This window comes from Actinacidiphila acididurans (assembly GCF_016918855.1).
GTDB lineage: Bacteria > Actinomycetota > Actinomycetes > Streptomycetales > Streptomycetaceae > Actinacidiphila > Actinacidiphila acididurans.
The window spans coordinates 25,391-50,194 of record NZ_JADKYB010000028.1 but is presented as its reverse complement, the minus strand read 5'-3'; the positions used below and the strand labels follow the sequence as shown (position 1 = coordinate 50,194).

At 73.0% G+C, this 24,804-nt stretch carries 22 protein-coding genes; 21 read left to right on the top strand and 1 reads right to left on the bottom strand.

The window, feature by feature from the left end; all coding sequences use genetic code 11:
• Window positions 1-176 precede the first annotated feature (176 nt).
• The 8 genes from ITX44_RS35390 to fusA all read left to right on the top strand — a co-directional run bounded on the left by ITX44_RS35390 (window position 177) and on the right by fusA (window position 9,027).
• Window positions 177-866 (top strand): AAA family ATPase, encoded by a 690-nt coding sequence (locus tag ITX44_RS35390; protein ID WP_236062264.1) that lies wholly within the window; start codon window positions 177-179, stop codon window positions 864-866.
• 73 nt (window positions 867-939) lie between these two features.
• Window positions 940-1,776, top strand: coding sequence for an alpha/beta fold hydrolase (locus ITX44_RS35385; protein WP_205363204.1), 837 nt, complete (start codon window positions 940-942; stop codon window positions 1,774-1,776).
• Window positions 1,777-1,798: 22 nt separating this feature from the next.
• A complete protein-coding gene (locus ITX44_RS35380) occupies window positions 1,799-2,332 on the top strand; it encodes a TetR-like C-terminal domain-containing protein (protein ID WP_205363308.1) in 534 nt (177 codons plus the stop codon).
• A gap of 97 nt (window positions 2,333-2,429) precedes the next feature.
• Window positions 2,430-3,533: an aminopeptidase P family protein gene (locus tag ITX44_RS35375; RefSeq protein ID WP_205363203.1), complete on the top strand. Its 1,104-nt coding sequence runs from the start codon at window positions 2,430-2,432 to the stop codon at window positions 3,531-3,533.
• 54 nt (window positions 3,534-3,587) lie between these two features.
• A complete protein-coding gene (efp, locus tag ITX44_RS35370; protein WP_205363202.1) occupies window positions 3,588-4,154 on the top strand; it encodes an elongation factor P in 567 nt (188 codons plus the stop codon).
• Between the two features lie 2 nt (window positions 4,155-4,156).
• Window positions 4,157-4,582, top strand: a complete 426-nt coding sequence (nusB, locus tag ITX44_RS35365; RefSeq protein ID WP_205363201.1) for a transcription antitermination factor NusB — start codon at window positions 4,157-4,159, stop codon at window positions 4,580-4,582.
• A gap of 213 nt (window positions 4,583-4,795) precedes the next feature.
• Window positions 4,796-6,247, top strand: a complete 1,452-nt coding sequence (locus ITX44_RS35360; protein ID WP_205363200.1) for a pyridoxal phosphate-dependent decarboxylase family protein — start codon at window positions 4,796-4,798, stop codon at window positions 6,245-6,247.
• 719 nt (window positions 6,248-6,966) lie between these two features.
• Window positions 6,967-9,027 carry an elongation factor G gene (gene fusA / locus ITX44_RS35355; protein ID WP_236062279.1) on the top strand — a complete coding sequence of 687 codons (2,061 nt, stop codon included), beginning with the start codon at window positions 6,967-6,969 and terminating at the stop codon, window positions 9,025-9,027.
• A gap of 248 nt (window positions 9,028-9,275) precedes the next feature.
• Here the strand turns inward: fusA and bldD are convergent, their stop codons facing one another.
• Window positions 9,276-9,782 (bottom strand): transcriptional regulator BldD, encoded by a 507-nt coding sequence (gene bldD / locus ITX44_RS35350; RefSeq protein WP_205363197.1) that lies wholly within the window; start codon window positions 9,780-9,782, stop codon window positions 9,276-9,278.
• Window positions 9,783-9,967: 185 nt separating this feature from the next.
• On the opposite strand from bldD, the gene pyrR reads away from it, so the two are divergent.
• The 13 genes from pyrR (at window position 9,968) to metK (ending at window position 24,697) form a co-directional block, all read left to right on the top strand.
• On the top strand, window positions 9,968-10,585 hold the full coding sequence (gene pyrR / locus ITX44_RS35345) for a bifunctional pyr operon transcriptional regulator/uracil phosphoribosyltransferase PyrR (RefSeq protein WP_205363195.1): 618 nt from the start codon (window positions 9,968-9,970) through the stop codon (window positions 10,583-10,585).
• Window positions 10,586-10,688: 103 nt separating this feature from the next.
• Window positions 10,689-11,747, top strand: coding sequence for an aspartate carbamoyltransferase catalytic subunit (locus ITX44_RS35340; protein ID WP_205363194.1), 1,059 nt, complete (start codon window positions 10,689-10,691; stop codon window positions 11,745-11,747).
• Complete coding sequence (locus ITX44_RS35335; RefSeq protein ID WP_205363193.1) at window positions 11,744-13,036, top strand: dihydroorotase; 1,293 nt, start codon at window positions 11,744-11,746, stop codon at window positions 13,034-13,036. The genes ITX44_RS35340 and ITX44_RS35335 overlap by 4 nt, the downstream gene beginning before the upstream one ends.
• Window positions 13,033-13,764 (top strand): PH-like domain-containing protein, encoded by a 732-nt coding sequence (locus ITX44_RS35330; RefSeq protein ID WP_443609565.1) that lies wholly within the window; start codon window positions 13,033-13,035, stop codon window positions 13,762-13,764. The genes ITX44_RS35335 and ITX44_RS35330 overlap by 4 nt, the downstream gene beginning before the upstream one ends.
• The gene (gene carA, locus ITX44_RS35325; protein WP_205363192.1) at window positions 13,761-14,894 is read left to right on the top strand and encodes a glutamine-hydrolyzing carbamoyl-phosphate synthase small subunit; all 1,134 of its coding nucleotides are present in this window, start codon (window positions 13,761-13,763) and stop codon (window positions 14,892-14,894) included. Before ITX44_RS35330 ends, carA begins: the two co-directional genes overlap by 4 nt.
• Window positions 14,887-18,198, top strand: coding sequence for a carbamoyl-phosphate synthase large subunit (gene carB, locus ITX44_RS35320; RefSeq protein ID WP_205363190.1), 3,312 nt, complete (start codon window positions 14,887-14,889; stop codon window positions 18,196-18,198). Before carA ends, carB begins: the two co-directional genes overlap by 8 nt.
• A 2-nt stretch (window positions 18,199-18,200) precedes the next feature.
• Window positions 18,201-19,310, top strand: a complete 1,110-nt coding sequence (locus ITX44_RS35315; RefSeq protein WP_205363186.1) for a quinone-dependent dihydroorotate dehydrogenase — start codon at window positions 18,201-18,203, stop codon at window positions 19,308-19,310.
• A complete protein-coding gene (gene pyrF, locus ITX44_RS35310) occupies window positions 19,307-20,218 on the top strand; it encodes an orotidine-5'-phosphate decarboxylase (RefSeq protein WP_205363185.1) in 912 nt (303 codons plus the stop codon). The genes ITX44_RS35315 and pyrF overlap by 4 nt, the downstream gene beginning before the upstream one ends.
• Before the next feature lie 266 nt (window positions 20,219-20,484).
• Window positions 20,485-20,808, top strand: a complete 324-nt coding sequence (locus ITX44_RS35305) for an integration host factor (RefSeq protein WP_031515413.1) — start codon at window positions 20,485-20,487, stop codon at window positions 20,806-20,808.
• 62 nt (window positions 20,809-20,870) lie between these two features.
• A complete protein-coding gene (gmk, locus tag ITX44_RS35300) occupies window positions 20,871-21,494 on the top strand; it encodes a guanylate kinase (protein WP_205363184.1) in 624 nt (207 codons plus the stop codon).
• Window positions 21,495-21,591: 97 nt separating this feature from the next.
• Window positions 21,592-21,867, top strand: coding sequence for a DNA-directed RNA polymerase subunit omega (gene rpoZ, locus ITX44_RS35295; protein ID WP_205363183.1), 276 nt, complete (start codon window positions 21,592-21,594; stop codon window positions 21,865-21,867).
• Window positions 21,868-22,015: 148 nt separating this feature from the next.
• Entirely contained in the window at window positions 22,016-23,218 is a 1,203-nt protein-coding gene (gene coaBC, locus ITX44_RS35290) for a bifunctional phosphopantothenoylcysteine decarboxylase/phosphopantothenate--cysteine ligase CoaBC (RefSeq protein WP_205363182.1), read from the top strand.
• Between the two features lie 261 nt (window positions 23,219-23,479).
• A complete protein-coding gene (gene metK / locus ITX44_RS35285; RefSeq protein WP_205363181.1) occupies window positions 23,480-24,697 on the top strand; it encodes a methionine adenosyltransferase in 1,218 nt (405 codons plus the stop codon).
• Window positions 24,698-24,804 lie beyond the last annotated feature (107 nt).

Below are 24,804 nucleotides of genomic sequence, written 5' to 3'. Positions count from 1 at the left end.
CCCCGGCCGCCTTGTCGCTCTCTGACGCTGTGACCAGGCGATCGGTGCGGGGCGGGCACCGGTGGTGCGGCTCAGGCGTTTACCCGGCAGGCCCCGGGGGGCGGTACCGTTCCGTGTCGAGCGGTTCGTTACCGGCCGGTCGTGACGCTTGAACCTCCGTACGGGATGGAGTGGCCTTGACGCACCACGCTGTGGGGGCGCCGCAGCCGCCGGGCCCCGGGCCGGTGCCCGGCGCCAACACCGGGCACTTCCCACTGCCGGCCCCCGTCCCGCCCGGGGGCGCCGTACCCGCCGGGGCCCCGGCCGCCCCGGGGCCGATCGCGGTCCTCCTGATCGGTGCGGCCGGCGCAGGCAAGACCACCATCGCCCGGCACTGGGCCGAGCACCGCGGCACCCCCACCGCCCACATCAGCCTCGACGACGTCCGCGAATGGGTACGGTCCGGCTTCGCCGACCCCCAGGCCGGCTGGAACGAGCACTCCGAGGCGCAGTACCGGCTGGCCCGCCGCACCTGCGGCTTCGCCGCCCGCAACTTCCTGGCCAACGGCGTGTCCTGCATCATCGACGACGCCGTATTCCCCGACCGCCCGGCGGTCGGCCTCGGCGGCTGGAAGCGCCATGTCGGCCCCGGCCTCCTGCCCGTGGTCCTGCTCCCCGGCCTCGACGTCGTCCTCACCCGCAACGCCGAACGCACCGGCAACCGCCGGCTGTCCGACGAGGAGGTCGCCCGCATCCACGGCCGCATGGCCGGCTGGTACGGCTCCGGCCTGCCCATCATCGACAACTCCCACCTCGACGTCCCCGCCGCGGCGGCAGCCCTCGACCGCGTCCTCACCCGCACGCTCCAGGGGTCGCCGACCTGGTGACCCGAAGCGTTGACAGGTCTGGTTAATGGGATTAGCTTTTAGCTAACGCAATTAGCCGGACCTGGGAGATGCCATGACCGAGTACCTTGCCGTCGACGGCGGCACCATCGCATACGAAGTGGCGGGTTCCGGCCCGCTGATCGTTCTCGCGCACGGCATGGGCGACAGCCGCGCCGCGTACCGCGGGGTGATCCCGCAGCTGGTCGCGGCGGGCTACCGGGTCGCCGCGGTCGACCTGCGCGGCTGCGGCCAGTCCAGCGTCGACTGGCCGGCCTGGAGCCGTACCGCCATCGCCGGCGACCTGCTCGCCGTGATCCGCCACCTGGGCGGCCCGGCCGTACTCGTCGGCCACTCGATCTCCGGCGGCGCCGCCACCATCGCCGCGGCCCAGGAACCCGCGCTGATCACCGCGGTCGTCGAGCTGGCGCCGTTCACCCGCAAGCAGCTGTTCCGCCTCGGCGACCTGCGGGTCAAGCGCCTGCGGCGGGGCATGCTGCGGCTGTTCGGCGCGGGCATCTTCGGCAGCGCGCGACTGTGGCTCTCGTACATCGACGTGGCCTACCCCGGCCCGAAGCCCGCCGACTGGACCGAACGGCTGGGTCGCTTCGACACCCTGCTGCACGAGCCGGGCCGGATGAAGGCCCTGCAGAGCATGGGCCGCGGCACCCCGGCCGACGCCGACGCCCAGCTCGGCAACGTCCGCTGCCCGGTCCTGGTGGTCGAAGGCACGCTCGACCCCGACTGGGCCGACCCGCACGCCGAGGGCACCGCGATCGTCGACGCCCTGCCGTCCGGCCTCGGCCGCCTGGAGATGATCGAGGGCGCCGGACACTACCCGCACCACCAGTTCCCCGACGCGGTGGCCTCGCTCGTGCTGGACTTCCTCCGGTCGGACGCCGCCCGTGCCTAGGGCCGGCCTGGACCCGGCGGCCGTGGCCGCGGCCGGCGCCGCCCTCGCCGACGAGGTGGGCCTGCCCGGCCTGACCATGGGACTGCTCGCCGAACGCCTCGGCGTACGCACCCCGTCCCTGTACAAGCACGTGAACGGCCAGGACGACCTCAACCGGCGCATCGCCGCCCTGGCCCTGAGCGAAGCCGGCGACGCCGTCGGAGCCGCCGTCCAGGGCTACGCCGGCCGGGACGCCCTCGCCGCCGCGATGCGCGCCTTCCGCACCTTCGTCCTGGAGCATCCCGGCCGGTACGCCGCCACGATCGGCGTCGAACCGCTGGCCCCCGACGACCCGATCGCCACCGCGAGCCTGCGGCTGCTCGGCTCCTTCACGGCGGTCCTGCGCGGCTACGAGATCGAGCGGTCCGACGTGGACCACGCCCTGCGCATGCTCCGCAGCCTCTGCCACGGGTTCGCCACCCTGCAGTCGGGAGGCGGCTTCCAGTGGAGCGCCGACGTCGACGAGAGCTTCGAGTGGCTGATCGCCTTCGCCGACCGGGGCCTGCGCGCCTTGTGAGAGTGCCCCGGCCGGCGACGGCCGCGGCCCGGCGGACCCCGCCGGAGGCGGACGCGCAAAAGGGGCGCGCAGGCCGCCCGCGACCTAAGCTCGCCGCATGGCGGAAGTGCATGCGACCCGCAGGGAGCGGCTGCGCGAGCGGTGCGCCGCGACCGGGGTGGCCGCTGCGCTGGTGACCCGCCCGGCCAATGTGCGGTACCTGACCGGAGCGGCGCCGCCCGGAGCCGCCCTGCTGGTCGGGCCGGGCGCCGAGGACGTGCTGGTGCACCTGCGCCCCCCGCCGGACGACGGCGAGGGCGGCCCGGACGACCTGCGCTCGGTGGTGCTGCCCTCCCCGGAGGGCGACGCGGCGGTGGCCGCGGCGGACCTGGCACGCGAGCGGCAGGCCGACTCACTGGCCGTGGAGGAGCACCACCTGACCGTCACCCGCCACCGCGCCGTGTCCTCGGTCACCGAGGGCCTGCCGCTCACCGACCTCGGCGCCGCCGTCGAACAGCTCCGCCTGATCAAGGACGAGCACGAGATCGCCGCCCTGCGCATCGCCGCCGAGATCGCCGACACAGCCCTCGGCGAGCTGCTCGAATCCATCCTGGTCGGCCGCACCGAACGGCACCTCGCGCTGGAACTGGAACGCCGCCTGGTCGACCACGGCGCCGACGGCCCGGCCTTCCGCACCTCCGTCGGCACCGGCCCGCACTCCGGCACCGCCCGCCACGTGCCCACCGACCGCCGGGTGGAGGAGGGCGACTTCCTCACCGTCCGCCTGGGCGCGTGCTACCGCGGCTACCGCTGCGAGGTCGGCCGTACCTTCGTCATCGGCACCGCCCCGGCGGCCTGGCAGATCGAACTGTACGAGCTGGTCTTCGACGCCCAGCGGGCCGGTCGTGAGAGACTGGCACCGGGCGTGGCCTGCCGGGACGTCGACCGGGCGACCCGCCAGCCGCTCACCGCGGCCGGGCACACCGAGGGCCTGGCGCCCTGGACCGGGCACGGCGTGGGCCTCGAAATCGACGAGGACCCTCAGTTGTCCCCCGCGGCCATGGGTAAACTGGACGCTTGCGTGCCGGTCACCGTCGAACCGGGAGTCCACCTTCCGGGCCGCGGCGGTGTCCGCATCGACGACACACTCGTCGTACGTCCCACGGCGGACGGCGGGCCCGAGCTACTCACCATCACGACCAAGGAACTGCTCGCGCTGTGACGGGCGCCGATCGTCCCTGGGTCCCGAAGCAGCACTTCAGGAGATTCCGCAACCGTGGCCACCACGAACGACCTCAAGAACGGCCTCGTGCTCAAGCTCGACGGCGACCAGCTCTGGACCGTGGTCGAGTTCCAGCACGTCAAGCCCGGCAAGGGCCCCGCCTTCGTGCGCACCAAGCTGAAGCACGTGCTGTCCGGGAAGGTCGTGGACCGGACCTTCAACGCGGGCGTGAAGGTGGAGACCGCCAACGTCGACAAGCGCGGCATGCAGTTCTCCTACAAGGACGGCACCGACTTCGTCTTCATGGACACCGAGACGTACGACCAGATCAACGTCACCCCCGAGGTGGTCGGCGACGCCGCCCACTACCTGCTCGAGGGTTTCGAGGCCGTCGTCGCGATGTACGAGGGCGCGCCGCTCTACATCGAACTGCCCGCCTCCGTCGAGCTGGTCATCGAGTACACCGAGCCCGGCGTGCAGGGCGACCGCTCCACCGGCGGCTCCAAGCCCGCCCGCCTGGAGACCGGCCACGAGATCGGTGTCCCGCTCTTCATCACCACGGGTGAAAAGGTCAAGGTCGACACCCGCACGGGCGACTACCTCGGCCGGGTGAACAGCTAACCGTGGCTGCCCGGAACAAGGCCCGCAAGCGTGCATTCCAGATCCTGTTCGAGGCGGAGCAGCGGGGCGCCGAGCCCAAGACCGTCATGGCGGACTGGATCCGGCTCGCCCGGACCGACGACCGGCAGCCGCCGGTCACCGAGTACACCATGCAGCTCGTCGAGGGCTACCAGGCGCACGCCGAGCGCATCGACGAACTGCTGTCCGGCTACGCGGTCGGCTGGACCCTGGACCGGATGCCGGTCGTGGACCGCAACGTGCTGCGCCTCGGCGCGTACGAGCTGATCTGGGAGGACGACGTCCCGGACGCGGTGGTGCTGGACGAGGCGGTGCAGCTCGCCAAGGAGTTCTCCACCGACGAGTCGCCGTCCTTCGTCAACGGCCTGCTCGGCCGGCTGATGGAGCTCAAGCCCACGCTGAAGCGCTGAGACGGGGCGCGCCGCGCACACCGTGCCCGGGCCCGGGACCAGAGGTCACCGCACCTCTGCTCCCGGGCCCGGTGCGTGTACGGCCCCCCGCCCGGTGCGTGTACGGCCCCCCGCCCGGCGCGGGTACGGCGGCCCGGGGCTTGCCCGAGGCTCCCGAGCACGCGTGTCCGCCCGGGCCTGGTGCGGGCGCGGCGGCGCGCCTAGATTCCGTCCATGCCGTCCGCCGAGCACGATCCGCAGGCCCTGATCCGGCGACTGACCGCACTGCGCGGCACCGACCTGCCGGTGCACGGCGGACGGACCATGGCGTACGTGTACGACTCCGGGCTGGCCGGCCTGGACGAGCTCGCCGCCGACGCGGCAGCGGCCGTCGCCGGCGTCAACGGCCTGGACATGACCGCCTTCCCCAGCGTGGTGACCCTGGAGAACGAGGTGGTCGGCCGGGCCGCGGCACTGCTCGGCGGCGGCCGGACCGAGGTCGTGGGCACCTTCACCAGCGGCGGTACCGAGAGCTGCCTGCTGGCCGTGCTCACCGCGCGCGAGCACGCCGCCCGGACCCGGGGCGTCACCGCGCCCGAGATCGTCCTCCCGGTCACCGCGCACGCCGCCTTCCACAAGGCGGCCCGCCTCTTCGGCCTGACCCCGGTCACGGTCCCGGTGGACCGCACCTTCCGGGTCCGGGCCGCCGACGTGGCCGCCGCGCTCACCGAACGCACCGCGCTGGTGGTCGTCTCGGCGCCCTCGTACGCGCACGGCGTGGTCGATCCGGTGCCGGAAGTGGCCGCCGCGGCAGCCGGGCGCGGAGTGCTCTGCCACGTCGACGCCTGCATCGGCGGCTGGTACCTCGGCCACCTGCGCGCGGCCGGCGACCTGCCCGCGCCGCCCGCCTTCGACCTCGGCGTACCCGGCGTCACCTCGCTGTCGGTGGACCTGCACAAGTACGCGTACACCCCCAAGGGCGCGTCCGTCCTGCTGTTCCGGGACGCCGAACTGCGCCGCCACGGCTGGTTCGCGCACGCCTCCTGGCCCGGCTATCCGGTCGTCAACACCACCTTGCAGGGCACGAAGTCGGCCGCTCCGCTCGCCGCCGCCTGGGTGGTGCTGCACCGCATCGGCACCGACGGCTACACCGAGTTGTCCCGCCGGGTCCACCTGGCGTCCCGTCAACTGGCCGACGGCATCGGCCGGATACCCGGCCTCACCGTCCTCGGCTCGCCCGACGCCTCCCTGCTCGCGGTGGCCAGTACGGACCCCGGCCTCGATCCCTTCGTGCTCGCCGACGAGACCCGGCAGCGCGGCTGGTACCTCCAACCGCAGCCCGCCTGGGGCGACTCACCGGCCAACGTCCACCTCACCGTCACCGCGGCGGTGGCCGACGAGCAACGGATCTCCCTGCTCCTGGCCGAGATCGCCGCGGCCGCCGACCGCGCCCGGGCGGTCGGCCCCGCCACCGTCGACCCCGCCCTGGCCGCGCTGGCCGCAGGCCTGGACCCCGACACCCTCGGCCCGCACGAGGTCGACCTCGCCCTCACCGCGGCCGGCCTGGCCCCCGACGGCACGATGCCGGCCCGGATGGCTCCGGTCCTGGCCACGCTCCAGGCCCTGCCGCCTGCCCTTGCCGAACGCTTGCTGCCCGAGGTGGTGTCGAGGCTGTACGGGGGCTGAGCCCTACGGACGGCGGTTCGCCGGGAGCAGTCAGGGGCGCGGGGCTGTGCTTGATGTGCGGTTGGGGCCGCGTGGGCGCGCTCAGCCACATCCGTGGCGCGGGTCGCCACCGGCCCAAAGGGGCAATTGCTGTCGTGTCCGGGCCACCGGCCGTCAGTGGTTGCTCGCGCTGGGGGCACCCCGGACGGAGTCTGGGGGACCCCGCGCCCCTGCGGGGCGCTCCCGGCGAACCGCCGTCCGCAGGGCGGCACCCCACCCCCACCCGGCCTCCTCGGAAAACCGGATGCCGCACGCGAACCCCCTTCACTACCCTCGTCCCGACGGCACGCGCCACGCGTAGCCGCGTCGACCGAGGGGAGAACGGCCGTGCGACACCGCACCTCCGCCGCCGTCCCCTCTTCCGGACACCAGGTGATCCTGGTGTCCGGGTGGCTCCGGTGCCCGCTGCGCGGCCGGCACCGGACCCCGTGACGCGGCAGTCCCGACCGATGTTCTGAGCAGGTTCCCTACGGCCCGGCCACCGCCGCCGGACCGTACGCCGTGCCCTGCCGGAAACGGCGGTCGTCGCTGTCCCGGGCAATCGCGCCGCCCGCTTCCGGACCTCCCCAAGAGCCTCTTCGGCCCGGGAGGTACCCCCAGAAAGGCCACCGGCCGTGCGCAGCAGACCTCTTGACGTCCCCTTCGCCACGCCTGCCGTCGGCGGGACGACCGCACGTTCCCTGTCCACCGTGCGCAACCTGGGCATCCTTGCCCATGTCGACGCGGGCAAGACGACCGTCACCGAGCGTGTTCTCCACCTGACCGGCGCCACCCACAAACGCGGCGAGGTCCACGACGGGACCACCGTCACGGACTTCGACCCGCAGGAGCGCGAGCGCGGGATCACCATCTCCGCCGCCGCGGTGAGCTGCGACTGGGCCGGGCACCGGATCAACCTCATCGACACGCCCGGACACGTCGACTTCGCCGACGAGGTGGAGCGCAGCCTGCGCGTGCTGGACGGCGCCGTCGTGGTGTTCGACGCCGTGGCGGGGGTGGAGCCGCAGAGCGAGTCGGTGTGGCGGCAGGCCGACCGGCACCGGGTGCCGCGGATCGCGTTCGTCAACAAGATGGACCGGGCCGGCGCCGACCTGGACGGTACGGTCGCCGCGATCCGGGACCGGCTGGGCGCGGTGCCGCTGGCCGTGCAGCTGCCGGTCGGCCGCGAGGACGGCTTCACCGGCGTGGTCGACCTGGTCAGGCCGCGCGCACTGGCCTGGTCCGGTGACGGTGCCGCTCCCGCCGAGGGTCCGGTGCCCGCCGACCTGCGGGAGGAGGTGGCACGCCGGCGCGCTCTGCTGGTGGAGCAGGTCGCCGAACGGCACCCGGCCGCGCTCGAGGAGTACTGCGTGCGCGCCGATCTGTCCGCGCCGGTCCTCGAAGCGGCCCTGCGTGACCTGACCCGGGCAGGCGAGGTCGTGGTGGTCCTGTGCGGCTCGGCGTACCGCAACCGCGGCGTCGAACCCCTGCTGGACGCGGTGGTCGCCTACCTGCCCGCTCCACTGGACGTGCCCGCCGTACGCGGCCGGGCGGTCGCCTCGCGCGGCGGCTCGGACGCGGGCGAGCAGGAGCGGCCGGCTGACCCGGCGGGGCCGTTCGCCGCCCTGGTGTTCAAGGTGCTGGCGGCCCCCACCGGCCGGCTGACCTGCCTGCGGGTCTACTCCGGCACCCTGCGCAAGGGCGACACCGTGCTGGACGCGGGCACCGGGCGGACCGAGCGGATCGCCCGCATCCTGCGGGTGCAGGCCGACCGCCACACCGAACTGGACCTGGCGGTGGCCGGGGACATCGTGGCGGTGGCCGGCCCGAAGGCGGCCCGGACCGGCGCCACGCTGTGCGCCCCCGGCGCCCCGCTGGTGCTGGAGCCGCCGCGGGCCGCGCGGCCGGTGGTCTCGGTCGCGGTGGAGGCGGTACGCGCCGCCGACCCCGGCCGGCTGGCGGTGGCGCTGGCCCGGGCGGTCGAGGAGGACCCGTCACTGCACGTCGGCACCGATCCGGAGACCGGCCAGACCGTGCTGGCAGGAATGGGCGAACTGCATCTGGAGGTCACGGTGGAACGGATCCGGCGCGCGCACGGCATCGAGATCGCCGTGGGCCGCCCCCAGGTCGCCTACCGCGAAACCGTGGTGCGCGGAGTGACCGGACTGGAATACCGGCACGTCAAGCAGGACGGCGGCGCCGGACAGTTCGCCCGGGTCGTCCTCGATGTTGCGCCCCTCCCGGGCAACACCGGCGAGGACGGCGACGGCGGCGACGGCTTCGTGTTCCGGTCGGCCGTAACCGGCGCACAGATACCGCGGGAGTACGTCGCCGCGTTCGAGAACGGCTGCCGGGACGCGCTGGCCGAGGGGCCGCTGGGCGGTCACCCCGTGACCGGCGTGCGGGTCACGCTGACCGACGGGGCGACCCACCCCAAGGACTCCTCCGACCTCGCCTTCCGCACCGCCGGACGTCTGGCCCTGCGGGCGGCTCTTCGGGCCTCCGCAATGGTGCTGCTGGAGCCGGTGGCCGAGGTGGTCGTCACCGTCCCCGGTGACTCCGTCGGTGCGGTTCTCGGTGATCTGGCCGCACGCCGCGGCCGGGTCACCGGTTCACGGACGGTGGGGAATACGGGTGTGCTCACCGCCCGGATGCCCGTGTCCGGCCTTTTCGGCTGGGCCAGTGCACTTCGTAGTCGCACCCGGGGGAGGGGTACGTTCACGGCCCGGCCTACGGGCTACGTTCCGGTGACCTCCGCCTGACGGCGGGACGGTTCGCCGAGAGCGCCCCAAAGGGGCGCGGGGAACTGCGCGACCAGCCCACGACGGGCTGCACGTCGCCGCCGTCCGAAAGGGGCAGTTGCTGCCGTCTCCGGACCACCGGCCTGTGGCCGGTTGCGCGCGCAGTTCCCCGCGCCCCTGACTCCTCCCGGCGAGCCGCCGGACGTATTGGGCCCGGGCGGTCGGGTGGAACCCGAGGGTCACCCCACCGCCCGGTGGGACGTTTCTGCTCAGGCGTTCTCTTCGTGCTGCTGAACCGCGCGGCGCGCATCCGCATCGAGGACGCCCCACGAGATGAGGTGCTCGGTGAGGACCGACGGCGACTGGTCGTAGATCACGGCGAGCGTGCGCAGATCGTCCTGGCGGATCGAGAGCACCTTGCCGTTGTAGTCCCCGCGCTGGCTCTGGATGGTGGCCGCGTAGCGCTGGAGTGGGCCGGCCTTCTCCGGCGGGACCTGGGACAGTCGCTCCAGGTCGAGGACCAGCTTCGGCGGGGGCTCGGCGGCGCCGCCGGGCGTGGTGCCCGGAAGCAGCTCCTGGACCGGCACCCCGTAGAAGTCGGCCAGCTCGGCCAGTCGCTGCACGGTCACGGCGCGGTCACCGCGCTCGTAGGAGCCCACGACCACTGCCTTCCAGCGGCCCTGGGACTTCTCCTCGACGCCGTGCAGGGACAGACCCTGCTGCGTGCGGATGGCTCGGAGCTTGGCTCCGAGCTGTTTGGCGTAATCGCTGGACATATGGCTCCCCGGACGGAAACTCGGTGACTCACTGTGAGGTTACGCAGCGTAATCCGTGCTCGTCAAGCCGAACGGGTCCGACGGGTCCCTGACCTGGGCGGTCTGTGTCACCTGATACGGTTGGGCCGTACCCCAGACGTCCTTTAATGCCCGTCCCGTGAGGCGGGGAAGGAGGTCCCCGACCCATGGTCGACGACCGCGACACCCTGGCGGCGCCTTCCGCGCCCGCCGCCGCCCGCCCGGTGCTCGAAGCGCCGGACATCGCCCGGGTGCTCACCCGGATCGCCCACGAGATCGTCGAACGCGCCAAGGGCGCCGACGACGTGGTGCTGCTCGGCATTCCGACCCGCGGGGTCTTCCTGGCCCGCCGGCTGGCCGAAAAGCTCGCCGGGATCACCGGCCGGATCACCCCGGTGGGTTCACTCGACATCACGATGTACCGCGACGACCTGCGGCTGCACCCGCCGCGCGCGCTGGCCCGTACCGAGATCCCCGCCGAGGGCATCGACGGCCGGCTGGTCGTCCTCGTCGACGACGTGCTCTTCTCCGGCCGCACCATCCGCGCCGCCCTGGACGCCCTGAACGACATCGGCCGCCCGCGCGCGGTGCAGCTCGCCGTGCTGGTCGACCGCGGCCACCGCGAGCTGCCCATCCGGGCCGACTACGTCGGCAAGAACCTGCCCACCTCGCTGCGCGAGACCGTGAAGGTCCTGCTCACCGAGGAGGACGGCCGCGACAGCGTCCTGCTGGGCGCCGCGGCCGACCGTGCCGGCCGCGCCCCGGGCCGGCCGGCGGACGCGTAGCGCACCCGCGTACCGGACCGGCTGCCGGTCCGGTACGTCCGCGTGCCCTCGCCACCCCGGCGCGCCCCGCCGGCCCGCCCCACCGCACACCGGAGTGACCCCGATGAAGCGCCACCTGATCTCGGCCGCCGACCTCACCCGTGACGACGCCCTCCTCGTCCTCGACACCGCCGAGGAAATGGCCCGCGTCGCCGACCGGCCGATCAAGAAACTGCCCACCCTGCGCGGCCGTACCGTCGTCAACCTGTTCTTCGAGGACTCCACCCGCACCCGCATCTCCTTCGAGGCCGCCGCCAAGCGGCTGTCCGCCGACGTGATCAACTTCTCGGCGAAGGGCTCCTCCGTCTCCAAGGGCGAGTCGCTGAAGGACACCGCCCTCACCCTGGAGGCCATGGGCGCAGACGCGGTGGTGGTCCGTCACTACTCGTCCGGCGCCCCGCACCGGCTGGCCACCTCCGGCTGGATCAACGCCTCGGTCGTCAACGCCGGCGACGGCACCCACGAGCACCCCACCCAGGCGCTGCTGGACGCCTTCACCATGCGCCGCCACCTGTCCGGGCCCGGCCGGGACCTGTCCGGCCGGCGGATCACCGTGGTCGGCGACGTGCTGCACAGCCGGGTCGCCCGGTCCAACGTGCTGCTGCTCACCACCCTGGGCGCCCAGGTCACCCTGGTCGCCCCGCCCACCCTGCTGCCCATCGGCGTCGAGCACTGGCCGTGCGAGGTGAGCTACGACCTCGACGCGGTGCTCGCCAAGTCCGACGCGGTGATGATGCTGCGGGTGCAGCGGGAGCGGATGAACGCCGCGTTCTTCCCCACCGAGCGGGAGTACGCGCGCCGCTACGGCCTGGACGGCATCCGGATGGCCGCGCTGCCCGAGCACGCCATCGTGATGCACCCCGGGCCGATGAACCGCGGCATGGAGATCACCGCCGAGGTCGCCGACTCCCCGCGCTGCACCGCGGTCGAGCAGGTCGCCAACGGTGTCAGCACCCGGATGGCCGTGCTCTACCTGATGCTCGGCGGCTCCGAGCCCGCCCTGTCCGCCGGCACCGACACGCGCACCGAAGTACGTAACGGCGCACCCGCCGACGACGCGCCCCGTACCGACGCCGCCCTCACCCCCGACACCCACGCCCCGCGCACCCAGGAGAGCAAGTGACCGACAGCAAGACCCTCATCCGCGGGGCGAAGGTCCTCGGCGGCCGCCCGCAGGACGTGCTCGTCAGCGGCGGCAGGATCGCCGAGGTGGGCGCGCGGCTGGACGCGGCCGGGGCGGCGGTGGTCGAGGCGGACGGCCTGGTGCTGCTGCCCGGCCTGGTCGACCTGCACACCCACCTGCGCGAGCCGGGCCGCGAGGACTCCGAGACGGTGCTGACCGGCACCCGGGCCGCCGCGATCGGCGGCTACACCGCGGTGCACGCCATGGCCAACACCTTCCCGGTGGCCGACACCGCGGGCGTGGTCGAGCAGGTCTGGCGGCTCGGCCGGGAGTCCGGCTACTGCGACGTGCAGCCGGTCGGCGCCGTCACCGTGGGCCTGGCGGGCCGGCAGCTCGCCGAGCTGGGCGCGATGGCCGACTCCGCGGCCCAGGTGCGGGTGTTCTCCGACGACGGCAAGTGCGTGGACGACGCGGTGATCATGCGCCGGGCGCTGGAGTACGTGAAGGCGTTCGACGGCGTTGTCGCCCAGCACGCCCAGGAGCCGCGGCTGACCGAGGGCGCCCAGATGAACGAGGGCACGGTCTCCGGCGAGCTGGGCCTGACCGGCTGGCCCGCGGTCGCCGAGGAGTCGGTGATCGCCCGTGACGTGCTGCTGGCCGCACACGTCGGCTCCCGGGTGCACATCTGCCACCTGTCCACGGCCGGCTCGGTGGAGATCGTCCGCTGGGCCAAGTCCAAGGGCTGGGCGGTCACCGCCGAGGTCACCCCGCACCACCTGCTGCTCACCGACGAGCTGGTCCGTACGTACAACCCGGTCTACAAGGTCAACCCGCCGCTGCGCACCGAGGCGGACGTGGTCGCGCTGCGCGAGGCACTGGCCGACGGCACCATCGACTGCGTCGCCACCGACCACGCCCCGCACCCGCACGAGGACAAGGACTGCGAGTGGGCGGCCGCGGCCATGGGCATGGTCGGCCTGGAGACCGCGCTGTCGGTGGTGCAGCACACCATGGTCGACACCGGGCTGCTGGACTGGACCGGCGTCGCCGACCGGATGTCCGCCCGGCCCGCCGCGATCGGCCGGCTGGCCGGCCACGGCCGCCCGGTGGCCCCCGGCGAGCCCGCCAACCTGGTGCTGCTCGACCCGGCATACCGTGGGGTCGTCAACCCCGCGGACTTCGCCTCCCGCAGCCGCAACACGCCGTACGAGGGCCGCGAGCTGCCGGGCCGGGTGATCGCCACCTTCCTGCGGGGCCACGCCACGGTCATGGACGGGAAGCTCACGTGACACCTGCGACTGCTCCGACTCCTCCGGCGGTCCTCGCCGCCGCCCTCGCCGAGAGCGGCAAGCACTCCGCGAAGGTGACCGACTGGACCGACCGGATCGGCTGGATCGTGGGCCTGGCCCTGGTGGTCGGCCTGATCTACTGGCTGATGCGGCAGGGCTGGCAGTGGCGCCGCACCCTCCAGGGCGGCCTGCCCGCCCTCCCGCAGGCCCCCGCCGACCCCGGCGCCGAACTCCTGGTCCTGGACGGCCGCTACCACGGCAGCACCACCGCCGGGCAGTGGCTGGACCGGATCGTGGCGCACGGCCTGGGCGTACGCAGCAAGGTCCGCCTCACGCTGACCGAGCGGGGCCTGGACGTGGACCGCATCGGCGCCCCCGGCTTCTTCGTGCCCGTCGCCGCCCTGCGCGGGGCGCGGCTGGACCGGGCGATCGCGGGCAAGGTACTGCCCGAGGGCGGCCTGCTGGTGGTCACCTGGGAGCACGGCGGCACCCTGATCGACTCCGGTTTCCGCGGCGAGCACGCCGCCGACCACCCGGCCTGGGTGGCCCGGATCGACGCCCTGACCGGCGCCACCGCTTCCGAGGCCACCGGCTCCGGGGCCGCCGCCGAAGGCACCACCGGCGACCTCGCGGTCGCCGCCACCGACCGCAGGCAGCCGCCCGCACCGCGCGACCCCGAGCGCGCCGCGGCGCTCGCCGACCAGCACAACAAGGAAGGCGCACCATGACCACCTCCACCCGGGCGGCCGCCGGGCCAGCCGTACTCGTCCTGGAGGACGGCCGCACCTTCCGCGGCCGGGCCTACGGAGCGGTGGGGGAGACCCTCGGCGAGGCCGTCTTCTCCACCGGCATGACCGGCTACCAGGAGACGCTGACCGACCCCTCGTACCACCGCCAGGTGGTCGTCATGACCGCCCCGCACGTCGGCAACACCGGCGTCAACGACGAGGACCCCGAGTCCTCCCGCATCTGGGTGGCCGGCTACGTGGTGCGCGACCCCGCCCGCGTGCCGTCCAACTGGCGCTCCCGCCGCTCCCTGGACGACGAGCTCACCGCCCAGGGCGTGGTCGGCATCAGCGGCATCGACACCCGCGCCCTCACCCGCCACCTGCGCGAACGCGGCGCGATGCGGGTCGGCATCTTCTCCGGCGCCGCCCTGGCCGACGACGCCGCCCTGCTGAGCCGGGTGCGCAGCGCCCCGGAGATGACCGGCGCCGACCTGTCCGCCGAGGTCGCCACGACCGAGCCGTACACCGTCCCCGCCATCGGCACCCGGCGGTTCACCGTGGTCGCCCTCGACCTCGGCATCAAGGGCATGACCCCGCACCGGATGGCCGAGCGCGGCATCGAGGTGCACGTCCTGCCCGCCACCGCGACCGCGGACGAGGTGTACGCCAAGGCGCCCGACGGGGTGTTCCTGTCCAACGGCCCGGGCGACCCGGCCACCGCCGACCTCACCGTGATCCGCCAGGTGCTGGACCGCGGCACCCCGCTGTTCGGCATCTGCTTCGGCAACCAGCTCCTCGGCCGCGCCCTGGGCTTCGGCACCTACAAGCTCAAGTACGGCCACCGCGGCATCAACCAGCCGGTGCAGGACCGCGCCACCGGCAAGGTCGAGGTCACCGCGCACAACCACGGCTTCGCCGTGGACGCCCCGCTGGACCGGGTCAGCGACACCCCGTACGGCCGCGCCGAGGTCAGCCACGTGTGCCTGAACGACGGCGTCGTCGAGGGGCTGCGGCTGCTCGACCGGCCGGCCTTCAGCGTCCAGTACCACCCCGAGGCGGCGGCCGGTCCGCACGACGCCGCCTACCTGTTCGACCGCTTCGCCTCGCTCATGGAGGGCCAGCGTGCCTAAGCGCACCGATATCCAGTCCGTCCTGGTCATCGGCTCCGGCCCGATCGTCATCGGCCAGGCCGCAGAGTTCGACTACTCCGGCACCCAGGCGTGCCGGGTCCTCAAGGCCGAGGGCCTGCGGGTGATCCTGGTCAACTCCAACCCGGCCACGATCATGACCGACCCGGAGATCGCCGACGCCACCTATGTCGAGCCGATCACCCCGGAGTTCGTCGAGAAGATCATCGCCAAGGAGCGCCCCGACGCCCTGCTGCCCACGCTGGGCGGCCAGACCGCGCTCAACACCGCGATCGCCCTGCACGAGGGCGGTGTCCTGACCCGCTACGGCGTGGAGCTGATCGGCGCCAACGTGGACGCCATCCACAAGGGCGAGGACCGCGACCGGTTCAAGGGCGTCGTCGCCGCGGTGCGCGAGCGCATCGGCCACGGCGAGTCCGCCCGCTCGGTGATCTGCCACTCCATGGCCGATGTGCTGGCCGGCGTGGACATCCTCGGCGGCTACCCGGTGGTGGTCCGCCCGTCCTTCACCATGGGCGGCGCCGGCTCCGGCTTCGCCCACGACGAGGACGAGCTGCGCCGCATCGCCGGCCAGGGCCTGGCCCTGTCGCCGACCACCGAGGTGCTCCTGGAGGAGTCCATCCTCGGCTGGAAGGAGTACGAGCTGGAGCTGATGCGCGACAAGCACGACAACGTCGTGGTCGTCTGCTCCATCGAGAACCTCGACCCCATGGGCGTGCACACCGGCGACTCCATCACCGTCGCGCCGGCGATGACGCTCACCGACCGCGAGTACCAGGTGCTGCGCGACATCGGCATCGAGGTCATCCGCGAAGTCGGGGTGGACACCGGCGGCTGCAACATCCAGTTCGCCGTGAACCCCGCCGACGGCCGGGTCATCGTCATCGAGATGAACCCGCGGGTCTCCCGCTCCTCGGCGCTCGCGTCCAAGGCGACCGGCTTCCCGATCGCCAAGATCGCCGCCCGGCTCGCGGTCGGCTACACCCTGGACGAGATCCCCAACGACATCACCGAGCAGACCCCGGCGTCCTTCGAGCCCACCCTCGACTACGTCGTGGTCAAGGTGCCCAGGTTCGCGTTCGAGAAGTTCCCGGCCGCCGACGCGCGCCTGACCACCACCATGAAGTCGGTCGGCGAGGCCATGGCGATCGGCCGCAACTTCACCGAGGCCCTGCAGAAGGCCCTGCGCTCGCTGGAAAAGAAGGGCTCGCAGTTCGACTTCACCTCGGCCCCCGGCGACCGCGCCGAACTGCTGGAGCGCGCCGCGATCCCCACCGACGGCCGGATCAACACCGTGATGGCCGCCATCCGGGCCGGCGCCACCGCCGAGGAGGTCGTCGCCGCCACCGCCATCGACCCCTGGTTCACCGACCAGCTCTTCCTGATCAAGGAATTGGCGGACGACCTCGCCGCCGCCGACCGGCTCGACCCCGGCCTGCTCGCCGAGGCCAAGCGGCACGGCTTCTCCGACGCGCAGATCGCCGGCATCCGCGGCCTGCGCGAGGACGTGGTCCGCGAGGTGCGGCACACCCTCGGCATCCGCCCGGTCTACAAGACGGTGGACACCTGCGCCGCCGAATTCGCCGCCCGCACGCCGTACTTCTACTCCTCCTACGACGAGGAGACCGAGGTCGCCCCGCGCGAGCGGCCCGCCGTGATCATCCTCGGCTCCGGCCCCAACCGGATCGGCCAGGGCATCGAGTTCGACTACTCCTGCGTGCACGCCTCCTTCGCGCTGCACGACGCCGGGTACGAGACCGTGATGGTCAACTGCAACCCCGAGACGGTCTCCACCGACTACGACACCTCCGACCGGCTGTACTTCGAGCCGCTCACCCTCGAGGACGTCCTGGAGATCGTGCACGCCGAGTCCCAGGCCGGCCCGGTGGCCGGCGTCGTGGTCCAGCTCGGCGGCCAGACCCCGCTGGGCCTGGCCCAGGCGCTGAAGGACAACGGCGTGCCGGTGGTCGGCACCTCGCCCGAGGCCATCCACCTCGCCGAGGACCGCGGCGCCTTCGGCCGGGTGCTCGCCGAGGCCGGCCTGCCCGCGCCCAAGCACGGCACCGCGACCTCCTTCCCCGAGGCCAAGGCCATCGCCGACGAGATCGGCTACCCGGTGCTGGTCCGGCCCAGTTACGTGCTCGGCGGGCGCGGCATGGAGATCGTCTACGACGAGGCGCGCCTGGCGTCGTACATCGCGGAGTCCACCGAGATCTCCCCGAACCGCCCGGTGCTGGTCGACCGGTTCCTCGACGACGCGATCGAGATCGACGTGGACGCCCTCTTCGACGGCGAGGACCTGTACCTCGGCGGAGTGATGGAGCACATCGAGGAGGCCGGCATCCACTCCGGCGACTCGGCGTGCGCGCTGCCCCCGATCACCCTGGGCGGCCACGACATCAAGCGGCTGCGGGCCTCCACCGAGGCGATCGCCCGCGGAGTGGGCGTACGCGGCCTGATCAACATCCAGTTCGCGCTGGCCGGGGACATCCTCTACGTGCTGGAGGCCAACCCGCGCGCCTCGCGCACCGTGCCGTTCACCTCCAAGGCCACCGCGGTGCCGCTGGCCAAGGCCGCCGCCCGGATCTCGCTGGGCGCCACCATCGCCGAACTGCGCGCCGAGGGCCTGCTGCCGGCGGCCGGCGACGGCGGCACCCTGCCGCTGGACGCGCCGATCTCGGTGAAGGAAGCCGTGCTGCCCTGGAGCCGGTTCCGCGACCCGCAGGGCCGCGGCGTGGACACCGTCCTCGGCCCGGAGATGCGCTCCACCGGCGAGGTCATGGGCATCGACGCGGTCTTCGGCACCGCCTACGCCAAGTCGCAGTCCGCGGCCTACGGCGCGCTGCCCACCAAGGGCCGGGCCTTCGTGTCGGTCGCCAACCGCGACAAGCGGGCGCTGATCTTCCCCGCCCGCGCCCTGATCGAGCACGGCTTCGAGCTGCTGGCCACCTCCGGCACCGCCGAGATGCTGCGCCGGCACGGCATCCAGGCCCGGGTGGTGCGCAAGCAGAGCGAGGGCGTCGGCCCGGACGGCGAGCCCACCGTGGTCACCCTCATCCACGAGGGCGAGGTCGACCTGATCGTCAACACCCCGTTCGGCACCGGCGGCCGGCTCGACGGGTACGACATCCGTACCGCCGCCGTGGCCCGCGGAGTGCCGTGCCTGACCACCGTGCAGGCGCTGGCCGCCGCCGTGCAGGGCGTCGACGCCCTCACCCGCGGCGACATAGGGGTGCGCTCCCTCCAGGAGCACGCCCGCTTCCTCACCGCGGCGCGGGAGGGCTGAGCGTGTACCAGGTCTTCTTCCGGCTCTTCTTCCGCCGGATGGACCCCGAGCGGGCGCACCGGCTGGCGTTCGGCTGGATCCGGCTGGCCGCCCGCGTCCCGGGCCTGCGCGCCCTGGCCTTCGCCGTGCTGGCGCCCCGGTACCCGCGGCTGCGCACCCGGGCGCTGGGGCTGACCATGCCCGGGCCGTTCGGCCTGGCGGCCGGTTTCGACAAGAACGCCACCGGGATCGACGGGCTGGCGATGCTCGGCTTCGACCACGTCGAGATCGGCACCGTCACCGGCCGGGCGCAGCCCGGCAACCCCACGCCCCGGCTGTTCCGGCTGGTCCCCGACCGGGCCCTGATCAACCGGATGGGGTTCAACAACGACGGCTCGGCGGCGGTCGCGGCCCGGCTCGCCGCCCGCCGCCCGGCCTTCCGCACCACGCTCGGCGTCAACATCGGCAAGACCAAGGCCGTACCCGAACAGGACGCTGTCGCGGACTACGTCACCTCGGCCGAGCGGCTGGCCGCCCACGCCGACTACCTGGTCGTCAACGTCTCCTCGCCCAACACCCCGGGCCTGCGCGACCTCCAGGCGACCTCGGCGCTGCGGCCGCTGCTGACCGCGGTGCGCGAGGCCGCCGACCGCGCGGTGCCCGACCGCCGGGTGCCGCTGCTGGTCAAGATCGCCCCCGACCTCGCCGACGAGGACGTGGACGCGGTCGCCGACCTCGCCCTGGAACTGGGCCTGGACGGCATCATCGCGACCAACACCACGATCGCCCGCGAGGGCCTGGGCCTGACCGCCGCCCCCGACCTGACCGGCCAGACCGGCGGGCTGTCCGGGGCGCCGCTGAAGGACCGCTCGATCGAGGTGCTGCGGCGGCTGTACGAACGGGTCGGCGACCGGATCACCCTGGTCGGCGTCGGCGGCATCGAGGACGCAGAGGACGCCTGGCGGCGGATCCTGGCCGGCGCGAGCCTGGTCCAGGGCTACAGCGCCTTCATCTACCGCGGGCCGCTGTGGATGCGCGCGGTCCACAAGGGCCTGGCCGCCAGGCTGGACGCGAGCCCGTACGCCACCCTCGCCGACGCGGTCGGCGCCGACACCCGGAAGGCCGCCGTATGAGCAGCCCAACAACACCTTCGGCTGCCACGGCTCCCGGCGACGCCGCCCCCGAGCCGTTCGGGGCCCGGCTGCGCCGGGCCATGGACACCCGCGGGCCGCTGTGCGTCGGGCTGGACCCGCACGCCTCGCTGCTGACCGCCTGGGGGCTGGCCGACGACCCGGCCGGCCTGGAGCGGTTCGCGATGACCGTGGTGGAGGCGCTGGCCGACCGGGTCGCGGTGCTCAAGCCGCAGTCGGCGTTCTTCGAGCGCTTCGGCTCGCGCGGCGTCGCGGTGCTGGAACGGGCGGTGGCCGCGGCCCGGGAGGCGGGCGCGCTGGTGCTGATGGACGCCAAGCGCGGCGACATCGGCTCCACCATGGCCGCCTACGCCGCGACCTACCTGGACCGGGACGCCCCGCTGTTCAGCGACGCGGTCACGGTCAGCCCCTTCCTCGGCTTCGGCTCGCTGCGGCCGGCCCTGGCGGCGGCCCGGGCCGCGGGCAGCGGGGTGTTCGTGCTGGCCCTGACCTCCAACCCGGAGGGCGCCGAGGTACAGCGGGCGGTGACGCCGGACGGCCGGCAGGTCGCGCAGGTGATCCTGGACCACATCGCCGAGGAGAACGCGGGCGCCGATCCGCTGGGCCCGGTCGGCGCGGTGGTCGGCGCCACCCTGGCCGAGGCCGGCGTTGACCTGCGGGTGGGCGGCCCGCTGCTGGCCCCGGGCGTCGGCGCGCAGGGCGCGACCCCGGAGGATCTGCCGGCGCTGTTCGGCCCGGCATTGGCCAATGCGTTGCCGAGCGTCAGTCGGGACGTACTGCGGCACGGTCCCGATCCGGCGGCTCTGCGGAATGCGGCAGTGGCATATGCGGATCGGGTACGCGCGGCGGTCGCCGGGGCGGGGAAAGCCACCGGCAATCCCCTCCGGTAATACGACGGGAAAACGGCCAGGAAAAGGGCCGGATTCAACAACCGACCGCAATGAGCCCGAAACCTGTTCCGCTTTGCCCCAATTATCCCCTCGGATCAAGGCTGACCAGGACTTTTCGACTGTTCTCGCTGACTTGAGCCGTTCGGACCGCTAGTCTCCGACTACAGCGGCCGTCCACAGGCGCCGCTGGTCGTCCCGCTGACGCGGGGCGGCTCAAGTTCCACACGGTCCATATCCGATTGCTCTACTTCCGAGGTGACGTAGGCGTGGCTCTTCCGCCCCTTACCCCTGAACAGCGCGCTGCCGCGCTCGAAAAGGCCGCTGCGGCTCGCCGGGAGCGCGCCGAGGTCAAGAACCGGCTCAAGCACTCCGGCGCTTCCCTGCACGAGGTCATCAAGCAGGGCCAGGAGAACGACGTCATCGGCAAGATGAAGGTCTCCGCCCTGCTGGAATCCCTCCCCGGCGTCGGCAAGGTGCGCGCCAAGCAGATCATGGAGCGGCTCGGCATCTCCGAGAGCCGCCGGGTGCGCGGCCTGGGGTCGAACCAGATCGCGTCCCTGGAACGCGAGTTCGGCGGCACGGCCGCCTGAGATCCCTCCGGCGTGCCGGGCCCACGGTCCCGGCACGCCCCGGAACCAGGGATAATCGCTCCATGAGCTCTGCAGTCTCCCGGGGGGCGACCAGTCCCCTCGCTTCGCAGGGGGCTTCCCCGGCCCACCCGGTCAGACGCCCGCGGCTGACCGTGCTCTCCGGCCCCTCGGGGGTCGGCAAGAGCACGGTCGTCGCCCACCTGCGCACCGTGCATCCCGAGGTCTGGCTCTCGGTCTCGGCGACCACCCGCCGGCCCCGGCCCGGCGAACAGCACGGCGTGCAGTACTTCTTCGTCGACGACGACGAATTCGACAAGCTGGTCGCCAATGGCGAACTCCTGGAATGGGCCCAGTTCGCCGGCAACCGCTACGGCACCCCGCGCCGGGCCGTGCTCGACAAGCTCGCCGCGGGGGAGCCGGTCCTGCTGGAGATCGACCTGCAGGGCGCCCGGCAGGTGCGCCAGACCATGCCCGAGGCCCGGCTGGTGTTCCTGGCCCCGCCGAGCTGGGAGGAACTGGTGCGCCGGCTCACCGGCCGGGGCACCGAGTCGCCCGAGGTGATCGAGGAACGCCTCGCCACCGCACGGGTCGAGCTGGCCGCCGAGTCCGAGTTCGACGAAACCCTTGTCAACACCTCCGTCGAGGCGGTAGCGCACGAACTGCTAGCCTTGATGCAGATTGACTGATCCACTCGTACCCGTGCCGCCCCCCGCAGGGGCGGGCCGCCGCGCGAGTGGACGTGTCAGCAATCACCTGTCGTCCACAAGTAGGGGTAGGTAGAGCGTGTCCTCTTCCATCACCACGCCCGAGGGCATCATCAACCCGCCGATCGACGAGCTGCTGGAGGCCACGGACTCCAAGTACAGCCTGGTGATCTACGCGGCCAAGCGCGCCCGCCAGATCAACGCGTACTACTCCCAGCTCGGTGAGGGTCTGCTGGAGTATGTCGGCCCGCTGGTGGACACCCACGTCCACGAGAAGCCGCTGTCGATCGCGCTGCGCGAGATCAACGCGGGTCTGCTGACCTCCGAGGCCATCGAGGCCCCGCCGACGCAGTGACCCTCGGTGGACAGCTCACCGATCCGGCCGACCACGGGCCCGGCGCCGCAGGCGCCGGGCCCGTGGTGTGTCATGGGGGATGCATGTCATGGGGGATGCACCGGCGGTCCCGGCCCGGGACCGGTCACCGACAGCCGCGGGAGAGACGATGGCCAGGCCACAGGTCGTACTGGGGGTGAGCGGCGGCATCGCCGCGTACAAGGCGTGCGAGCTGCTGCGCCGGCTGACCGAGTCCGGGCACGACGTCCGCGTGGTGCCCACCGAGTCCGCGCTGCACTTCGTCGGCGAGGCCACCTGGTCCGCGCTGTCCGGCAACCCGGTCAGCACCCGGGTCTGGGACGACGTCCACCAGGTGCCGCACGTGCGCATCGGCCAGGGCGCCGACCTGGTCGTGGTCGCCCCGGCCACCGCCGACCTGCTCGCCAAGGCCGCCCACGGCCTCGCCGACGACCTGCTCACCAACACCCTGCTCACCGCCCGCTGCCCGGTGGTCTTCGCCCCCGCCATGCACACCGAGATGTGGGAACACCCGGCCACCCGGGAGAACGTGGCCACCCTGCGCCGCCGCGGCGCCGTGGTGATCGAGCCCGCGGTCGGCCGGCTCACCGGGGCCGACAGCGGCAAGGGCCGGCTGCCCGACCCCGCGGACATCTTCGAGGTGTGCCGCCGGATGCTGGCCCGCGGCCCGCAGCCGGCCGACCTGGCCGGCCGGCACGTGGTGATCAGCGCCGGCGGCACCCGCGAGCCGCTGGACCCGGTCCGCTACCTGGGCAACCGCTCCTCCGGCAAGCAGGGCTACGCGCTGGCCCGTACCGCCGTCGCCCGCGGCGCCCGGGTCACCCTGATCGCGGCCAACACCGCGCTGCCCGACCCGGCCGGCGCCGACCTGCGCACCGCCGGCACCGCCGAGCAGCTCCGGGAGGCGGTGCTCAAGGCCGCAGCCGACGCGGACGCGGTGGTGATGGCCGCCGCCGTCGCCGACTTCCGCCCCGCCGTCTACGCCACCGGCAAGATCAAGAAGCAGGAGGGCGCCGACCCGGCCCCGCTCGCCCTGGTCCGCAACCCCGACATCCTCGCCGAACTGTCGGCCGCCCGGCCGCGCCCCGGCCAGGTCGTGGTCGGCTTCGCCGCCGAGACCGACGACGTACTGGCCAACGGCCGCGCCAAGCTCGTCCGCAAGGGCTGCGACCTGCTGGTGGTCAACGAGGTCGGCGAGCACCGGGCCTTCGGCAGCGAGGAGAACGAGGCGGTGATCCTCGGCGCGGACGGCAGTGAGACAGCGGTGCCGTACGGACCCAAGGAGGCGCTCGCCGACCGGATCTGGGACCTGGTCGTCACCCGGCTGGCCTGAAGTCACTCCAAAGGAGCACAAGTCACCACCCGGATGACCAGGTGTTCCTGGTCACAGCATCCGATCCCCCCTGCGGGGGAGGTGACCGGATGTGATGATCGGACGGTCGGACACAGTGACCCAGGCCATGCCATATCCAAAGAGCGAGATGTCGTGCCCGTCCGGCCGACCCGAAGGATAAACTGGCCGCGGAGTGCTGGGCGCAGCCCCGCGTGCTCCGACACCTTTCAGCCAGCAGCCGCTGCAACCCCAGGGAGCGATGTGTCCCGCCGCCTGTTCACCTCGGAGTCCGTCACCGAGGGTCACCCAGACAAGATCGCTGACCAGATCAGCGACACGATTCTCGACGCCCTTCTGGAGGCCGACCCGACCTCCCGCGTCGCCGTCGAGACGCTGATCACCACCGGCCAGGTCCATATCGCGGGCGAGGTCACCACCGCCGCCTACGCGGACATCGCCTCCCTGGTGCGCAACAAGATCCTGGACATTGGGTACGACTCGTCGAAGAAGGGCTTCGACGGGGCCTCCTGCGGCGTCTCGGTGTCCATCGGCTCGCAGTCGCCCGACATCGCCCAGGGCGTGGACACCGCCTACGAGAAGCGCGTGGCCGGCACGGACTCCGCCGAGGACGAGATCGGCCGCCAGGGCGCCGGCGACCAGGGCCTGATGTTCGGCTACGCCTCGGACGAGACCCCCGAGCTGATGCCGCTGCCGATCACCCTGGCCCACCGCCTGTCCCGGCGGCTCACCGAGGTGCGCAAGAACGGCACCATCCCCTACCTGCGCCCGGACGGCAAGACTCAGGTCACCGTCGAGTACGACGGCGACAAGGCGGTCCGGCTGGACACCGTCGTGGTCTCCACCCAGCACGCCTCCGACATCGACCTGGACTCGCTGCTCGCCCCCGACATCCGCGAATTCGTGGTCGAGGTCGAGCTCAAGGCCCTCCTCGAGGACGGCATCAAGCTCGACACCGAGGGCTACCGGCTCCTGGTCAACCCCACCGGCCGGTTCGAGATCGGCGGCCCGATGGGCGACGCGGGCCTGACCGGCCGCAAGATCATCATCGACACGTACGGAGGCATGGCCCGGCACGGTGGCGGCGCCTTCTCCGGCAAGGACCCGTCCAAGGTGGACCGCTCCGCCGCCTACGCCATGCGCTGGGTCGCCAAGAACGTCGTCGCCGCCGGCCTCGCCGCCCGCTGCGAGGTCCAGGTCGCCTACGCCATCGGCAAGGCCGAGCCCGTCGGCCTCTTTGTCGAGACTTTCGGTACGGAAACCGTCGACGTCGAGAAGATCGAGCAGGCCATCGGTGAGGTGTTCGACCTTCGCCCGGCCGCGATCATCCGTGACCTCGATCTTCTTCGGCCGATCTACGCCAAGACCGCGGCCTACGGTCACTTCGGCCGCGAGCTCCCCGAATTCACCTGGGAGCGCACGGACCGCGTGCCCGCGCTCAAGGCTGCCGCCGGCCTGTAGGGGCTCGCGTCCCCTTACAGCACTCAGCGTCTGAGGGGTGGCCCGGAACCGTCCGGGCTGCCCCTTGCTGTCTTCTCCGGACCTTGCGGTCCGAGTCGGTTGCTCGC